11 protein-coding genes are annotated in these 15,161 nt (G+C 57.6%); 7 read left to right on the top strand and 4 right to left on the bottom strand.

Annotation, left to right across the window (positions count from 1 at the left end; genetic code table 11):
* The coding region (locus O146_RS0107465) for a YPDG domain-containing protein (protein WP_027018080.1) at positions 1–2,354 on the top strand (2,354 nt) is incomplete at its 5' end.
* 208 nt (positions 2,355–2,562) lie between these two features.
* Here O146_RS0107465 and O146_RS0107455 read toward each other — a convergent pair.
* Genes O146_RS0107455 through O146_RS0107445 form a run of 3 tightly spaced genes read right to left on the bottom strand, consistent with a single transcriptional unit; the run spans position 2,563 to position 5,556 of the window.
* Positions 2,563–3,384, bottom strand: coding sequence for an ABC transporter permease (locus O146_RS0107455; RefSeq protein ID WP_027018079.1), 822 nt, complete (start codon positions 3,382–3,384; stop codon positions 2,563–2,565).
* Entirely contained in the window at positions 3,384–4,430 is a 1,047-nt protein-coding gene (locus O146_RS0107450; RefSeq protein WP_027018078.1) for a daunorubicin resistance protein DrrA family ABC transporter ATP-binding protein, read from the bottom strand. Before O146_RS0107450 ends, O146_RS0107455 begins: the two co-directional genes overlap by 1 nt.
* A gap of 58 nt (positions 4,431–4,488) precedes the next feature.
* A complete protein-coding gene (locus O146_RS0107445; protein WP_027018077.1) occupies positions 4,489–5,556 on the bottom strand; it encodes an App1 family protein in 1,068 nt (355 codons plus the stop codon).
* 142 nt (positions 5,557–5,698) lie between these two features.
* Here O146_RS0107445 and O146_RS0107440 point away from each other — a divergent pair, with 142 nt between their 5' ends.
* Both O146_RS0107440 and O146_RS11485 read left to right on the top strand, forming a co-directional pair.
* Positions 5,699–6,412: a response regulator transcription factor gene (locus O146_RS0107440; protein ID WP_023018374.1), complete on the top strand. Its 714-nt coding sequence runs from the start codon at positions 5,699–5,701 to the stop codon at positions 6,410–6,412.
* 66 nt (positions 6,413–6,478) lie between these two features.
* Positions 6,479–8,128, top strand: a complete 1,650-nt coding sequence (locus O146_RS11485; RefSeq protein WP_155896246.1) for a sensor histidine kinase — start codon at positions 6,479–6,481, stop codon at positions 8,126–8,128.
* 91 nt (positions 8,129–8,219) lie between these two features.
* Here O146_RS11485 and O146_RS0107430 read toward each other — a convergent pair whose 3' ends face one another.
* Positions 8,220–8,645 carry an HIT family protein gene (locus O146_RS0107430; RefSeq protein WP_027018076.1) on the bottom strand — a complete coding sequence of 142 codons (426 nt, stop codon included), beginning with the start codon at positions 8,643–8,645 and terminating at the stop codon, positions 8,220–8,222.
* A 66-nt stretch (positions 8,646–8,711) separates the two neighbouring features.
* Between O146_RS0107430 and purD the strand changes: the two genes are divergently transcribed.
* The 4 genes from purD to O146_RS0107410 all read left to right on the top strand — a co-directional run bounded on the left by purD (position 8,712) and on the right by O146_RS0107410 (position 15,091).
* Complete coding sequence (gene purD, locus O146_RS0107425; protein ID WP_027018075.1) at positions 8,712–10,067, top strand: phosphoribosylamine--glycine ligase; 1,356 nt, start codon at positions 8,712–8,714, stop codon at positions 10,065–10,067.
* 188 nt (positions 10,068–10,255) lie between these two features.
* Positions 10,256–11,674 (top strand): adenylosuccinate lyase, encoded by a 1,419-nt coding sequence (gene purB, locus O146_RS0107420; RefSeq protein WP_425265833.1) that lies wholly within the window; start codon positions 10,256–10,258, stop codon positions 11,672–11,674.
* Positions 11,675–11,828: 154 nt separating this feature from the next.
* Entirely contained in the window at positions 11,829–12,728 is a 900-nt protein-coding gene (locus O146_RS0107415) for a phosphoribosylaminoimidazolesuccinocarboxamide synthase (protein ID WP_027018073.1), read from the top strand.
* 98 nt (positions 12,729–12,826) lie between these two features.
* Complete coding sequence (locus tag O146_RS0107410; protein WP_027018072.1) at positions 12,827–15,091, top strand: S9 family peptidase; 2,265 nt, start codon at positions 12,827–12,829, stop codon at positions 15,089–15,091.
* Positions 15,092–15,161: the final 70 nt, after the last annotated feature.

Raw genomic sequence — 15,161 nt, 5'->3', positions numbered from 1 at the left:
ATCCGATTGATGCGAAGGTGACTAAGGAGGTTCCTGCGCCTTCGATTTCTGGTGATGCTACTGCTGGTGGCAATGAGGTTCCTGAGGGTAAGCCGACCAAGATTGGTCAGAAGGTTGCTAATCCGACTGAGGGTATGGGCGGTACCGTCACTATTGATGACAAGCCTGTTGATGGTGCGACGGTAGCTGTTGATCCGCAGTCTGGTGAGATCACTGTTACGGTTCCTGAGGGAACTTTGGGTGATGGTGTTACTGAGAAGCCTGCGAAGGTTCAGATCACTGATGCTGATGGCAAGAATGTTGGGAATCCGATTGATGCGAAGGTGACTAAGGACATCTCTGAGGTCGTCGATCCAAACTGGAACGACACCAACCTTCCAGATGATGGTTCGCGCGTGAACGTTCCTAACACCGGCGATGAGATTCCTCATGACACCGATGTTGACTTGTTGGTTGGCTATGGTGAACACAACAAGGGCGAACAGGACTGGACCGTACGCCTGGAAGAAAACGGATCAATCACCGTTATCCCAGGTGGCGATGCAGCGCCAGAGGACTCCATCGAAGTACACGTGGAACTGACCTATGCAGACGGCTCCACCGAGACTAAGACATTCATTGTCAAAGTCCCTCTAACCTTTGAAGGATTCTTCCCAGAAAATCTCGGCGAACCAGATTATCCAAACAGTGAAGGTTCCGATCGTCCGAATACGCCTAACACAACCCACGGCGAGTTCGGTCCAATCACAGGTGAGGATTCCGGTGACATCACTGCAGGAGATGTCTTCGACCAAGCCGATCGTTTTGACCCAGAATGGAACGATACCGACACCCCTGAGGATGGTTCTGCTGTCACGGTTAAGAACACCGGTGATGCGTTGCCTCACGGCACCACAGTTGAACTTGGCTGGGGTCACGGAACTCACAACAAGGGCACGCAAGACTGGGATGTCGAGCTAGAAGAAAACGGCGACATCACCGTCACTCCAGGTGCTGATGCTGAACACGGCGATTCTGTCTTGGTCCAGGCGGTAATCACTTACGCCGATGGTTCAACGGAGACTAAAGAATTCATCGTTCAGGTACCAGTTTCCGGTGAAGAGTACGTACCTGGAAACTTTGGCGAGTACGGTCCAATGCTGCAGTCTGAAGAAACCGAACTCACCGCTGAGGAAGCTTTCGGTCAAGCTGAGATGATCGAGCCTAACTGGGCTGATACCAGCACCCCTGAAGATGGCTCTCCTGTCACGGTTAAGAACACTGGTGATGCCTTGCCTCACGGCACTAAGGTAGATCTTGGCTGGGGCCACGGAACCCACAACAAGGGTACGCAAGACTGGGACGTTGACCTGGAAGAAAACGGCGACATCACCGTCAAACCAGGCGCTGATGCTAAGCCAGGCGACTCTATCGTTGTCGAGGTTTCCATCACCTACCCAGACGGAACCAAAGAAACCAAGTCCTTCATCACCCAAGTACCAGTTACAGGTGAAGAATTTGTACCAGGCAACTTTGGTGAGCCTGCTCCACTGACCGGCGATGATAAAGAAGACCTCACCGCAGGTGATCTCTTCACTGAAGCACCAACGGTTAATGATGTACACCCAGGTGACAACATCATCACCGGTACCGGTAAACCAGGCGCTACCATCACGGTCACCGGACCTAACGGCTTCTCCACCACCACAACGGTGAACGAGAATGGCAACTGGTCTATCGATCTACCTGGTGGAGCAACCCCAGAAGCGCAGTACATCGTTTCCCAAAAGGACGGTGACAAGAATGAGTCCGATCAGGTACTCGTGACCGTGGGCGGGGACAGTGAGATCGTGCCGGTCCCAGGTTCGTCTGAACTGCCAGGATCCTCCTTGGGCTCCAGCAACTTCGACATTCCACGGCACCTGCAGTGCGCAGTGTTCGCTGGTGGCGTCACCGCCATCCCACTGATCCTGCTGTCGCCACTGCACAACATGTACGAACTGGTCATGAACCCGCACCTGGCTGGCCTGCGTGAACAGTTCAACCGTGAAATCCACGCGATTGACCAGCAAGTGCGTCGTAGCGTGGGACCAGAAGGACGCGCTGCACTGGATGTTCTGGATCACATCAACGGTCGTCTGAACCAGTTCAACCAGCAGCTGGGTCAATTCGCTCACGAAAACCGCCACATCGGCCTGGCAGCAGCTGCCATCGCCGTGGCCGGCCTGAGCTACCAGCACTGCATGAACACCCAGGCCAACCAGTCCTCCTCGGCTACTGGTTCCTCGGTCGACCTGTCCTCATCCTCCAGTGAGCAGCAGACAGAGTCCCGCGGAATCGTCGGCTGGTTCCAAGGACTGTTCAACCGCAAGTAATAACGCGGAAGTCCCAGCACAAAGCTAGGACAAGGTAGAACCCCGGCCCAGGCCGGGGGATACCAGACGCGTAGCCCAGGCAACCGGGTACTACGCGCAAACAATGCCCAAAGCAAACGGGGCATCTAGTGTGAACGCACTCTCAACAAGTGCCCATCACACCGGATGCCCCGTTTTGCTATAACCAAAACGCCTAAAACGTTAAAGCCTAAGCCTTCCGGTCATAAGCCCGCACCGCAAGCGGACAAAAAACCACAAAAAACAACGCAGCGCCAACCAACACCAACGCAACCGGATTCTGCAAACTCCACACATCCGGAGTCTCCAACGCGCCATTATTACCAAACAAATCACGCAACGCCTGCACCAAAGCAGACAAAGGATTCCACTCCGCAAAAACCCGCAACGGCGTAGGCATCGTCTCCTGCGGCACAAAAGCATTCGACAAAAAAGTCAACGGGAACAGGGTAATAAACGTCGCCGAATTCATCGCCTCCGGGCGCGGAACCACCAAACCCAACGTGACCATCAACCAAGAAAAAGCCCACACAAACAACAACAGCAACAAATAGCCCTGCACAAAACCCCAGAAAGATTCCGGACGCCAACCAATCGCCAAACCAGTAACCACCATCACCAACAAAGTGACACTCGCCAACGTGATATCAGCCACCGTGCGGCCAAAAACCACCGCCGAACGCGCCATCGGCAAAGTCTTATACCTACTAATCAGACCATCCTTCTTATCATTCGCGATAAAAAGGCCAGAGGTAGTAGAACCGAAAATCGCCGACTGCACAAAAATGCCCGGCATCAAGAAATTCTCATAACTCATTCCCGGAATATCAATAGCGCCGCCAAAAACCTGCGAAAACAGCAACACAAACATGATCGGCTGCAACACGGTAAACACGATGATATCCGGCGAACGGCGCATCCGAATCAAATTGCGAATAACCACCGCGCGGACGTCGGCAAGCCACATCGCAGGGGCAGAAGTAATAGCCGGGATAGGGCTCGTAGTGTTCATTAGTTAGTGCCGCCTTTCTGTGCAGATTCTTGCGTGCCGTGGGCCGGAGTACCCGCCCCGGTGTCAGTACGCTTCGCGTGGGTTTCCCCAGTAACGCTTTGCCCAGTGAGATCCAAAAAGACCTCATCCAGGCTTGGGCGCGACATCCCAACATCATGCACCGCGATCTCCTGCGCGCGTAGCTTGGTCACCACCTGCTCCAGTGCAGCAGGACCATCGTGCACAGACACGCTCAATTCGTTGCCATCAATGGTCACCGACCCGCGATTAGCCGCAACCGCATCCAATAAACTCTGCACAGCAGCATGGTCCGCCTGATTAACCGGCACCACGGAAATCCGCTGGCCACCGACACTAGACTTCAACTCGTCGGCAGTGCCTTCGGCAATAACCTTGCCCTGGTCAATCACGCTGATCTGATCGGCCAAATAGTCGGCCTCTTCCAAATACTGTGTGGTCAACAGCAAAGTAGTGCCAGAACGTACCCGCTGTTTGATAACTTCCCACAAAGACAAACGCGCAGCCGGGTCCAAGCCCGTAGTGGGCTCGTCCAGGAACAAAATCTTCGGATCATTTACTAAAGACGCCGCCAGATCAGCGCGCCTGCGCATACCACCAGAAAAGCCCTTGATCGGGCGGTTTGCGGCGTGCTCCAAATTAAAAATCTCTAGCAGCTCATCGGTGCGCCTTTTCGCCCCCTTATCGCCCAGATGGAACAGGCGGCCCACCAGCATGAGGTTTTCCCGGGCCGTGAGCTCCTCATCAATAGTGGCGTTTTGCCCAGAAACCCCAATGCGGTTGCGTACCTCGTGGCCATGACGCACCACATCCAGGCCGTCGATGGTGACCTCGCCGGAAGTCGGCCGCGTGAGGGTGGTCAAGACTTTCACGGTAGTGGTCTTACCCGCACCATTGGGTCCCAACAGGCCCCGGACCGTTCCTTCCGCAACCTCCAGGTTTAGCCCATCCAAGGCATGCACCGTGCCGGATTTTGCCGCATAATTTTTCCGCACATCGCGCATGCGGATCAATAAGTCATCAGTCATGGATGCAGATTAACACCAATAGGTGATGCCTTATCCAAGCTCGCGGCGGCTGTGCCAACTAGGCAAACGGCTTTTGCCGGTACTCCCTCAGCAAGGCATGGCCATCCGGGCCATAAATCGTCGGCACAGCGCCCCGGTTGGTGCGCGGCGGGCCGGTCAGGGAACTCATCGTGCCGTGCGAAAGCATGTGCTCGGTGGGGGTGAGCTCACGGATAGCGATGCCCGCGACCGCACCGGGGTGCTCAATGGCTAAATCGCCATAGTTGAGTGGGTCGTGCTGCCCGTTATCGCCTACCAAAATCCACTTGATATTTGGGTAATCGATAATCAGGTTCCGCAACTGCACTTTCTTGTGTTCAGAACCGTTACGGAATAAACCGGTGGGGGTTGGCCCCCAGTCGGTCAACAGCAGTGGGCCTTGGGGCAGGTTGTTGTCGTCGATGAACTGCTCGAGCGTATGGAAAGTGTTCCACGCACCGGTGGATAGGTAAAACACCGGGGCATTGGGGTGGTCCTTAAGCAGCTCACTGTACAACTTCGCCATACCGGGTATGGGTTGCCGATTGTTCGTCTTTTTGAACCAAGAATTGTAGGCCGCGTGCAAGGCGCGCGGGAGGTTGGTGACCATGATGGTGTCGTCAATATCAGAGATCAACCCGATGGTCTCTTCACTGGAGGTGATGAGCACTTTGGCCTTCACAGCTTCTGCGCCCTCGGCAGTGACATCCACCTCGCCCCAACCAGGTTCTAAGCCATGGCCGACGATGGACACATCAAAATAGCCGTTGGAATCAGTATAGGTTTGCACCACCTCGCCGCCGACGTGCACCTGCACCGGGTGATCGCCCACCTGGACGGTAAAGAATTGGCGGTAGCCTCGCTGGGCCTCGTGCGCGAAATTTTCCACGTGTCCTGCAGCTGTGCGGTGGCTGCCGGTAGCGGCAGAATCGGAATCATCGAACGTTGGATCGTCCATAAGAATTCGCCCGATAATGTGCACACGTTCAGTGGTGCCGTAGCCGGTGTACGGAACGATTTTCGGCAGCCAACCCGCCCGGGTCTTACGCTGGACGCCGTAGGTGTTGATCTTGTGCTCGGCTGCGCGGACGAGGTCAGAAAATCCCATATGTTCAACAATACTGGTTCAGCGGCCTTGGGTGCTCACAGAATCTATTCAGTGTCCGGTCAGTTGGGTGCAAGTTCCTAGCCGTAGAAAAGACATAGATAAACTAGTTACACCAGCACCAAGAAAGAAGACAGTGATTTCCATGGATGATTACACCCATAACGATCCCGTTAAGGTTCTCGTTGTTGACGATGAAGCTAATATTGTTGAACTCTTAACTGTTTCCCTGAAGTTCCAAGGCTTCGACGTGCGTAGCGCTAACTCCGGCACAGACGCATTGCGCGTGGCCCGGGAATTCCGCCCAGACGCTTATATCTTGGACGTCATGATGCCAGGCATGGACGGCTACGAGTTGTTGCAGAAACTACGTGCCGAAGGCCTAGAAGGCCCCGTGTTGTACCTGACGGCGAAAGATGGCGTCGAATCGCGCATCCATGGCCTGACCATCGGTGCAGACGACTACATCACCAAGCCATTTAGCCTGGAAGAAGTTATCACCCGCCTGCGCGTCGTACTGCGCCGCGGCAATGTGCAGGAGGATACGGCAGAAGATTCCTCGATTAGCTACGCCGATCTGACGCTGAATGATGACACCCACGAAGTCACCAAAGGCGGCGAACTCATTGAACTTTCCCCAACCGAGTTCAACCTGCTGCGCTTTTTGATGCTGAATAAAGAAGTAGTGCTGTCCAAGGCGAAGATCCTGGATAACGTTTGGCACTACGATTTTGGCGGCGACGGCAACGTGGTGGAATCTTATATTTCCTACCTGCGCCGCAAAATTGATACAGGTGATACCCCGCTGATCCACACCGTGCGTGGAGTGGGCTACGTGCTGCGGAAACCACGTCGCTAAAAATGCTGAAGTAACTAAAACCCTTAATGCCGTTAAAGCAGAGCCCGAAGCGCTAGAATTACGCCAATGTCCGAGTCCGAGCCGCAGAAAGCCCCCGAGCCATCCACAGGATGGGGCGCTCCGGGGGAACGCAAACGCCGTTCCTACCGCGCATACCGCACCCACCGGCCGTTGCGTCTACGCACCTGGCTGGTGGTGCTCACCGTCCTGGTTTCTGCCTTCGGGCTTTTTGCTAGCTCGTTTGCGGTGTACTCCGTCATGCGTGAGGTCTTTTACCAGCGCGTCGACGACGACCTAACCCAATCCATGGCCGGGTGGGCACAAAATTCCGAACTCTTTTCCGGCAACCTTTCCGCCAGCCCGCCCACAGATTACGCCGTGATCCACATCTTCCCGGATGGTTCCTCGCGGGTGTATAACGATCGCGATACCCTGCCACAAATCAACAACCTGGTGATCGGCGGTGGACCGCGTAGCGTAGCGAGCGTTGACGGGCCGCAGCAACCAGAATGGCGCGCACTGGCCAACCAGCAAAACGGCGTGGTGACGATCGTCGCCAAGAACCTGGAACGCGAAAACGGCCTACTACGCGGTTTGGCAATGCTGCAGGCCTTAATCAGCCTGGTCATGCTGGGATTTTTGGCATTGTTGGCGTTTGCGGTGATTAGACAAACCTTGAAACCCCTGCAGATTGTGGAGCGCACCGCCAGTGATATTGCCGAAGGCGATCTGGACCTCCGCGTGCCAAAATGGCCCCTGAACACAGAGGTAGGCCAACTGGCGGCTGCCTTGAACATCATGCTGGAACGGCTGCAGGATTCCGTCGAAACTGCGCAGTCGAAAGAGGAACAAATGCGCCGCTTCGTCGGTGATGCCTCACACGAGCTGCGCACCCCACTGACCTCTTTGCGCGGCTACGTGGAGCTATACCGCTCCGGAGCCACCAATGATGTGGACCATGTGTTTGCCACCATTGATGATGAATCCGGGCGCATGAAGTTGTTGGTGGAAGACTTGCTGGCGCTTACGCGGGCAGAAGGTTCCCGGCTGGATAAACGCACCGTCGACGTGCTGGAACTATCCCTGGCGGTGGTTGGTACCGCACGAGCCGCCTACCCAGAACGCACCATCCGGGTGGAGAATAAAACCACCGATATTCCGGTGGTTTCTGGCGACCCAGACCGCCTACACCAAGTATTGCTGAACCTCATCACCAACGGTTTGAACCACGGTGGGCCGGAGGCCTCAGTCACGCTGACGCTGCGCAAAGAAAGCCAGGACGATTGTATGCGCGTTGCAGCCGAACAGCAGGAAGCCGGCGATAACTACGAGGCCGAGGAGAAAACCAGCGGCTGGAGCCAGGAAGACGGCAAAAATGGCAAGGCTGGGAAAGACGGCAACAAGGGCACAGACGGGGAAAGCGCGAAGGGCTACGTCTGCATCGACATCACCGACGACGGCCGCGGCATGAGTAAAGAAGTAACCGGGCTGATTTTTGAGCGCTTCTACCGCGAAGATCCATCCCGCGCCCGGGGTGCCGGTGGCGGCTCCGGGCTGGGGCTGGCGATCGTGAAATCTCTGGTAGACCAGCACGATGGTGAAATCACCGTCGACAGTGAACCAGGGGTTGGCTCGACCTTCACCGTGCGCATTCCGGCGCTAGACGAGCCTTCGGCAAGCGAAGAAACCTTCGACGACTACGGCGAAAATTACTAAACAGCAGACGGATAAACGGCGCCCAAAAACGGCGTTCGAATAAAAGACAGCCGGATAAGCGACAGCCGAAGGCTGCCCCGGTTCCGGGACGTTAAAGCTTGGTGCCGTCCTCGTTAGTGCCCAGCGCTGCGCGTAGCTTCTGCGCAGCCTCGTCCATTGCGGCGTCATTTGTCTGATCGGCTGGGATGACGTTGGCGAAATTGAAATCATCCATGCTGCTGGCCGGGAAAACGTGAATGTGTGTGTGGGGGACTTCAAAACCAGCGATGACATTGCCAGCACGCGGGACGTCGAAGGCCTCGATCACGGCATTGCCGATTTCATAAGCAACCGCATTGACCCGCGCCCACAGCTCTGGGGCCATATCGGTCCACTTATCCACCTCTTCGACCGGCACCACCAACACGTGGCCGTAGGTGAGCGGCTCGATGCTCAAAAACGCCACCACATCCGAGCTGCGGTAGACGAAACGGCCAGGCAGTTCGCCATTAATGACTTTGCTAAATACTGTGCTCATGCCACCACACTACCGGGCTTTGGTGTGCAGCCCGGCGGGCAAGCCCAGCCATATAGGATATAGGCCATGCGTATTCTCGTACTCGGAACTGGCGGCCGCGAACATGCCCTGCTGCAGGGGCTTTCCCGCGACGCGCAGAAAAATGACGCCCTGAACACTGAAGATTCGAACGGTGAAGGTTCGAATACTGACGGCCAGAACGGTGCCTCCCAGGCCGTAGCCCATGAGCTGCATGTTTGCCCCGGCAACCCAGGCATGGAGAACTTAGCCACCCGGCACACCGATGCTGGCAGCGCCGATGACGCCGCAGCCATGGTGGCTTTGGCGCAGAAGCTGCAGGCAGAACTCGTGGTCATCGGCCCGGAAGCTCCGCTGGTTGCAGGTGTGGCAGATGCGCTACGCGAAGCTGGTTTTGCCGTATTCGGCCCCAACAAAGACGCTGCCCGCATCGAAGGTTCCAAGGCCTTTGCCAAAGACGTGATGGCTGCCGCTGGTGTAGCTACCGCGCGCGCTGAACAAATCACCCCTGGTGCCAGCGAGGAAGAGATCGCGCGGGTATTGCAGAATTTCGGTCCCAATTACGTCGTCAAGGATGATGGCCTAGCCGGCGGCAAGGGGGTGGTTGTTACCCAGGATTACGACGAAGCCGTTGCGCACATCCATGCCGTACACGAAGGCGGCAACCCCGTGCTGCTGGAATCTTTCCTTTCCGGGCCAGAGGTTTCCCTGTTCTGCTTGGTTGATGGCGAAGACGTGGTTCCGCTGCTGCCCGCCCAAGACCACAAGCGTGCCTACGACAATGATGAAGGTCCGAATACCGGCGGCATGGGCGCCTACACGCCATTGCCGTGGTTGCCGGAAGACGGCGTGCAGCGCATCGTGGATGAAGTCTGCCGCCCCGTAGCTAAGGAACTGGTTGCGCGCGGCTGTGCCTATTCTGGTCTGCTGTACGCCGGGCTGGCCTGGGGTGAAGACGGCCCAGCGGTGGTGGAATTCAACTGCCGTTTTGGCGACCCAGAAACCCAGGCGGTGCTTGCGATGCTGCAATCGCCACTGGCCCCGGCGCTGGCAGCCTGTGCGAATGGCACCTTGGCTGAGCTGGCACCTCTGGAGTGGCATGAAGGCTCGGCTGTCACCGTGGTCTTAGCCGCCTCAGGCTACCCGGCCAGCCCGCGCAAAGGTGACCGGATTGTTTCGGAAGATATCGAGAACGCGGAAAAGGTCCTGCACGGTGGCACTAGCCGCGAATCCGGCGAATACTACTCGAACGGCGGGCGCGTGCTGAACGTGATCGGTACCGGCGCGGATCTGGACGCTGCCCGCGAGGCCGCGTACCAGACCATCGGCGACATCCAGATGGCCGGTGGATTCTACCGTCGCGATATCGGTGCCAAGGCCGCACGCGGCGAGATCAGCATTTAGCGATTACCCATGGTCGCTTAAAGCCCACGGTTGTCTAATACCCGTTGCTTAATGCCCACGGGTGTTTAATGCCCACGGGTGTTTAATGCCCATGGTTGCTTGCCGACGCCCGGGGTAGGGGTGGCGTCGGCAAGCGTTGTCGGTCTAGCGAAATTCGTGTGATAATACACAATGTGACGCAACAAAAAATGCCGATGAGTAATGTCCTTGCCTCCCGCTACGGTTCTGCAGACCTAGTGAATCTGTGGAGCCCGCACAACAAGGTGATCTACGAGCGTCAGCTGTGGATCGCCGTGATGCGCGCCCAGCGTTCCCTGGGCATTGATATTCCCGCGGAGATCATCGCGGATTATGAAAAGGTCATCGACCAGGTTGATCTGGAATCCATCGCGCAGCGCGAGCGTTCCACCCGCCATGATGTCAAAGCCCGCATCGAAGAATTCAACGCGCTGGCGGGCCACGAGCACATCCACAAGGGGATGACCTCGCGTGATCTCACGGAAAACGTCGAGCAGCTGCAGATTTACAGCTCGTTGCAGATCATTCGCGATAAAGCCATCGCCGTGGTCTCCCGCGTTAGTGAGCATGCTGCCAACTACCAGTCGCTGGTGATGGCCGGCCGTTCCCACAACGTCGCCGCCCAAGCCACCACGCTGGGCAAGCGTTTTGCCAGCGCGGCGGAAGAAATATTGCTGGCTATCGACCGCATCAACGGCCTGCTCAGCCGGTACCCGTTGCGCGGCATCAAAGGCCCAATGGGTACCAGCCAGGACATGCTGGACTTGCTGGGCGGTTCGCACGATAAGCTCGCCAGCTTGGAAACTGAAATCGCGGACTACCTCGGCTTTGCCCACCTGTTCCATTCCGTTGGGCAGGTTTACCCTCGCAGCCTAGATTTCGACGCCGTATCCGCCCTGGTGCAGCTGGGTTCCGGGCCGTCTTCGCTAGCCACGACGATCCGTTTGATGGCCGGCAATGAGGTTGTCACAGAAGGCTTCAAAGAAGGCCAAGTTGGTTCTTCTGCCATGCCGCACAAGATGAACGCGCGCTCGTGCGAGCGGGTTTCTGGCCTGCAGGTGGTGCTGCGCGGTTACCTGACCATGGTCAGCGATTTAGCTGGCACACAGTGGAACGAAGGCGACGTCTCGTGCTCGGTGGTGCGACGCGTTGCCCTGCCAGATGCGTTCTTTGCCATTGACGGCATGATCGAAACCTTCCTGACGGTGTTGGATGAATTCGGCGCCTTCCCAGCCATGATCGACCGCGAACTAGAGCGCTACCTGCCATTCTTGGCCACCACCCGCATCCTGATGGCCGCCGTGCGCGCCGGGGTGGGCCGCGAAACCGCCCACGAAATCATCAAAAAGCACGCCGTTGCCGTGGCCCTGAACATGCGTGAAAACGGTGCGGATCAAGACCTGGTGGAGCGTTTGGCTGCTGACGACGCACTGCCACTGGATAAGCAGGCTTTGGACGAGGCGTTAGCGGACAAGCACGCTTTCATCGGTGCCGCAGAATCACAGGTAAAGCGCGTGCTGGCGCGGGTAAGCACACTGCGCAACGAGCACCCGGACGCTGCGAATTACCGCCCAGGCGAGATTCTCTAAGCCCGTTACTGTTCCGGCATGTTCTCCAGTGCGCCCCTTCTGCACGCCCCAGCATGGCTGAAGCAAGCCTGCGGGCATGCCTTAGCTTTAGCACCCGAATTCCTGAATCCCCGCATTTCCGAACCCTGAATTCACGAAAGGCCCACGAGCGTAGATGACCACGCGACCAGAACTTTCTGCTTATACCCCGATTGCCACCGGCAAAGTGCGCGATATCTACCGTATTGACGATTCCACGTTGCTGATTGTCGCCTCGGACCGGATCTCTGCTTATGACTACGCCCTGGAACCAGCCATCCCGGATAAAGGGCGGGTGCTCACCGCGATCTCTGCGTACTTCTTCGAAGAACTATCCCAGCGCATGGGTGTGCGCAACCACCTGGCGGGCCCGTTGGATGACCCGCGCATTCCAGAATCCGTGCTGGGCCGCGCGATGGTGTGCCATGAGCTAGACATGTTGCCTTTCGAATGCGTGGCCCGCGGTTACCTGACCGGCTCTGGGCTGAAGGAATACCAGAAGACCGGTGAGGTGTGCGGGGTGGCGCTTCCCGACGGCCTGGTGGAAGCCTCCAAGCTGGAGACCCCAATTTTCACCCCGGCAACTAAGGCGGAGCAGGGTGAGCACGACGAAAACGTTAGCTTCGCAGTGGTAGCCGATTCTTTGGGTGAACAGCGCGCCGAGCAGCTGCGTAGCGCCACCGTGGACATTTTCGCTTGCGCGCAGCAGCTAGCTGCCGAACGGGGCATCATCTTGGCCGATACCAAGCTTGAATTCGGCTTGGATGCCGACGGCCAGCTGGTCTTGGGCGATGAGGTACTGACCCCGGATTCTTCCCGCTACTGGCCAGCAGATTCCTACCAGGAAGGCCAGGTGCAGCCGAGCTTCGATAAACAATATGTGCGCAACTGGCTCACCAGCGCGGAATCCGGCTGGGATGGTCAGTCCACCCCGCCCGAGCTTCCCGACGACGTCGTGGCAGCGACCAGGGCGCGCTATATCGAGGCCTACGAACGCCTGAGCGGTGCGCAATTTAGCGACTGGCTAGGCGGCTAAACGTCGGCAAGCACCCCGGAAAGCGGGTTGGCTAGGCGGCTAAACGTCGGCAAGCGGGCTGGCGAGCGCATTAGTTAAAACCAGTATCATGTGGCGGTATGGATAATTCTGCTACTAGCGTTCCGTACACCCCAGCACCCGCGCAGCCGCCACAGGCGAAGAAACACCCGGTCACCCGTAGTTTCCATGGCCGGGACTTCGTGGATAATTACGAGTGGTTACGCGACAAAGAAGCAGAGGACACTCTCGCTTATCTGAAGGCGGAAAACGCCTACACGGACGCACAGACCGAACACCTCGCCGGCCTGCGGGACAATATTTATTCCGAGATCACCTCGCGCATCAAACAAACCGACATGTCCGTGCCTACGCGCGCGGGCGATTATTGGTATTACGGGCGCACCGAAGAGGGCAAAGACTACGGCTATTCCTGCCGCATCCCGGTAGAAGAGGGCACGGACCCGTGGACCCCGCCGAGCATCCCAGACGACGGCCCGGTGCCGGGCGAGGAAATCCTGCTGGACCTCAACGCTTTGGCCGAAGGGCACGAGTTTTTCTCCCTGGGTGCTTCCACGGTGACCACCAGCGGGCGCTACCTGGCGTATTCCGTGGACACCGCCGGTGACGAGCGCTTTCACCTGTACGTGAAAGATTTGCAGACCGGCGACTATCTTGCCGATGAGCTCACGGGCATTTTTTACGGCGCCAGCTGGGTAGGCGAGGATTACATCTTTTATCAGCGTGTCGACGAAGCTTGGCGCCCGGATACCGTCTGGCGGCACCGCATTGGTACGCCGCAGTCGGAAGACGTGTTGGTTTTCCAAGAAAAAGACGAGCGCTACAACGTCGGGGTTGGTGCCACACGCTCTGAAAAGTACCTGATGATCGTCACCTCTTCGAAGATCACCTCCGAAGTCTGGGTGCTGGATTACAACAACCCAGAAGGTGAGTTCGAGTGCCTGTGGGCTCGCGAACCAGGCGTGGAATACGAAGTTGATCACGCGGTGGTAGCTGGTGCGGATTATTGGATTGTCACGCACAACACCGCGGGCGCGAATTTTGCGGTATCCACCGTGCCGGTTCCGGAAGGCTGTGGGGCTGGAAATGGCGGTGGTATGGGCGCTGGTGTTCACGAAGGCAACGGTCACGGCGGCGGTACGAGCGCACGCGTGGCGTCGGCAAGCACCCTGCCTGGCCTGCGGGATTTGCCGGTGTTGCTTGCGCATGATGCGGAAGTGCGCATCGAAGACGTCGACGCCTACCGCGACTTTTTGGTGCTTTCTTACCGACGTGGCGCGATCCCACGCGCGGCGATCATGATGCTGGATTCGATCACTGATGCCACCGGTGATTGGGGGAGCTTCCAAGAAATCGAATTCGAGGAAGAACTATTTACCGTCGGCGTGTCCGGTAACCCGGAATGGGACGCCCCGGTGATCCGTCTGGGCTATACCTCGTTCACCCAACCGGCGCACCTGTATGATTACCGCCCGGCCACCGGCGTGTTTACGCTGCTGAAACGCCAAGAAGTCCTCGGCGGCTACGATGCCAGCAATTACACCGCGTATCGCTTGTGGACCACCGCCCGGGACGGCACCGAGATTCCGGTGTCGATCATCCACCACGCGGACTTGGACACCAGCACCCCGACACCAACCTTGCTGTACGGCTACGGCTCCTATGAGTCCAGCACAGACCCCGGCTTTTCCATTTCTCGGCTGTCGCTGCTGGATCGCGGCATGATCTTCGCCATCGCACACGTGCGCGGCGGCGGAGAGATGGGCCGTGGCTGGTACGACAACGGCAAAATGGACAAGAAGAAAAACACCTTCTTTGACTTCATTGACGTGGCCGACGACCTGGTCTCCCGTGGGCTTTCCGCACCAGAGACGATGGTGGCCGAAGGCGGCTCGGCCGGAGGCATGCTCATGGGCGCGATCGCCAACATGGCGCCGGACCGGTTCGCGGGCATTGCTGCCATCGTGCCGTTCGTAGACCCACTGACATCCATGCTGAAACCAGAGCTGCCGCTGACCGTCGTCGAGTGGGACGAATGGGGCGATCCGTACCACGACCCGGACTACTACGACTACATGGCCTCATATGCGCCGTACGAAAACATCACGGAACAGCGCTACCCGGATATTCTGGCGGTGACTTCACTAAACGACACCCGCGTGTTGTACGTGGAACCGGCGAAGTGGATTGCGAAGTTGCGTGAGATCGCCGGTGGCGGCGAGTTCTTGTTGCAAACGGAGATGGCAGCTGGCCACGGGGGAGTGTCGGGGCGCTACGGCAAGTGGAAGCAGACGGCATTCGAATACGCGTGGACGATCAACAAGGCCACGGGTATCACGGAATAAAAATAGCTCCGGCGGCCGAATAGCTTGGTGGGGTGGGTGTCGCCGGTGAGTATTTGCTGTGGCAGATGTG

This window comes from Corynebacterium pseudodiphtheriticum DSM 44287, from assembly GCF_000688415.1.
Lineage (GTDB): Bacteria > Actinomycetota > Actinomycetes > Mycobacteriales > Mycobacteriaceae > Corynebacterium > Corynebacterium pseudodiphtheriticum.
The sequence above is the reverse complement of the archived record's forward strand: the minus strand, read 5'-3'. Positions and strand labels throughout refer to the sequence as shown.